Origin of the sequence: Endozoicomonas sp. ONNA1 (assembly GCF_024606325.1) — a bacterium.
GTDB lineage: Bacteria > Pseudomonadota > Gammaproteobacteria > Pseudomonadales > Endozoicomonadaceae > Endozoicomonas_A.
Genome location: NZ_JAHHPN010000149.1, coordinates 1 through 1,616, shown reverse-complemented (window position 1 = coordinate 1,616; position 1,616 = coordinate 1). Strand labels below are relative to the sequence as shown.

The 1,616-nt window shown below is 42.3% G+C and carries 2 protein-coding genes; one reads left to right on the top strand and one right to left on the bottom strand.

What is annotated here, in order from left to right; translation table 11 throughout:
* Positions 1-222: hypothetical protein (locus KDK19_RS03565; protein ID WP_257291344.1), on the top strand; the 222-nt coding region annotated here is incomplete at its 5' end.
* Between the two features lie 120 nt (positions 223-342).
* Here KDK19_RS03565 and KDK19_RS03560 read toward each other — a convergent pair.
* On the bottom strand, positions 343-1,551 hold the full coding sequence (locus KDK19_RS03560) for a hypothetical protein (protein ID WP_257252759.1): 1,209 nt from the start codon (positions 1,549-1,551) through the stop codon (positions 343-345).
* Between the last annotated feature and the right edge of the window lie 65 nt (positions 1,552-1,616).

The window sequence follows — 1,616 nt, the reverse complement described above, 5'->3', positions numbered from 1 at the left end:
CTCCCACGCTCCAGCGGTTATGGCAAACTCCCGACATGCAGGTACAACTACCTTGAAAAATACCGCCTGGGTGGTGCCACTATTGCCTTGTTTATGCCTCGCTATTCAAAGGAACGTAAGTCTGCCGTATTACAGAAACTTCTGCCTCCAGATAACCGCTCTGTAACTGGTATGGCAAGAGAGCCATTGAGGAAGACTGCATATGGTCACCACCGGGAGTAAACCGTTCTTCAGTTCTTAGGATTTGAAGCTGGCGGAAATACGCGATTTCAGGCCAAAGCTGATAATTTTCAATGTGACAGAAGGCCAAAAAAAGTTGCCAAACCCATTGTGCTCCGGGACCTAAAAAAACGACATGGAAGAAGCTGCACCATTGTGCATGCAATTTTCTGATTTTAAGAGTCCAGTACGATACTCTCTTTTTTCAGTTTTAACAGGGGTAACAAAAGAGTTAAACAAAACACCTATTGACCAATCGGCTTTATAGTCGATACTTGAAGCCGTTTTAATGGGAATATCTTTGGTGTTTAAGCTATACCCAAATGTTAACAAGTCCTTCTCATAGGCTGCATCGAAACAATAATGCCATAGAAAAGGATTGACCGGATAAGAAGTTTTTCCACTCTTCAGGTCATTCCAGGCACTATCGCAAAACGCCTTACCCTTCTCATCGAGACTTTTAATGGAAAAATCCTTGCTAATACCCAACTCTAATGCTGTATAGTCAAACCCTGCAGTAGCAAGAAAACTGAGTGTATTTTTGGGAGGGCGATGTTCAATATAGTGATTGATTTCTTGTACTTTTGTAATCAAGGGCTCAATTTTCCGGGTGCAGGTATTATAATCACCGGTTCCGTTTCTGCCGTCTGGTAAAGGGAAGCCTTTAGGAAAACATGACGCCCGGTTCAAATATTGGCTTATTGCCTGATCAAGCCCTAAGCCCAAAAAACTTTCTGCATTAAGCTTGTATGTCTTGCTGCTTATCTTAACGGTGAAATCCTCATTCTTATCCACCTCATAAGCAATCTGTGTAGAAGCACCGCCCAAGTCAAGAACACCTACCGTGTCTCCCTGTAATTTTATGCGCGAGTTGTCGTAATTCAACGCCAGCCAGGCATAAAGCCCCTCTTTTTTGCCTGTTATTGTCTCCACTTCAATGGTGGATGAAGGAAAGTTATCTTTTAACCATTGTTCAACTTCATCATTCAGGACTGCTCTTTTCTCAGGTCTGATTTGCCGCATTCCCGCGGTTGAATAAAAATAAATATTATTTATGTTTTCATCGATCACTGAAGCAAATAGCCCCTGAAGATATCCATCCAGACTATCTACCTTTTCCTCCTGAATGCCTCCTTTTTTTTTGCTGGACGTTTTTTTCTCAATAACAGGAATTCCGTTGGCTGGGTCCAGGGAATATTCATAGATATGCAGCCTTGAACCGGTACTGCCCGCATCAACCACTGCAGTTTTCTTTATCGGTTCAGAACCATAACCTGCGATTGCTACTGAGCACGAAATTGCAAAAATACTGGCTAACTTACCTGATAGCATAATAGTCACACCCTATTTTTTTGGGGTTGAAAGCACTCACCATTAAAATTGATTAACAAAGCGGC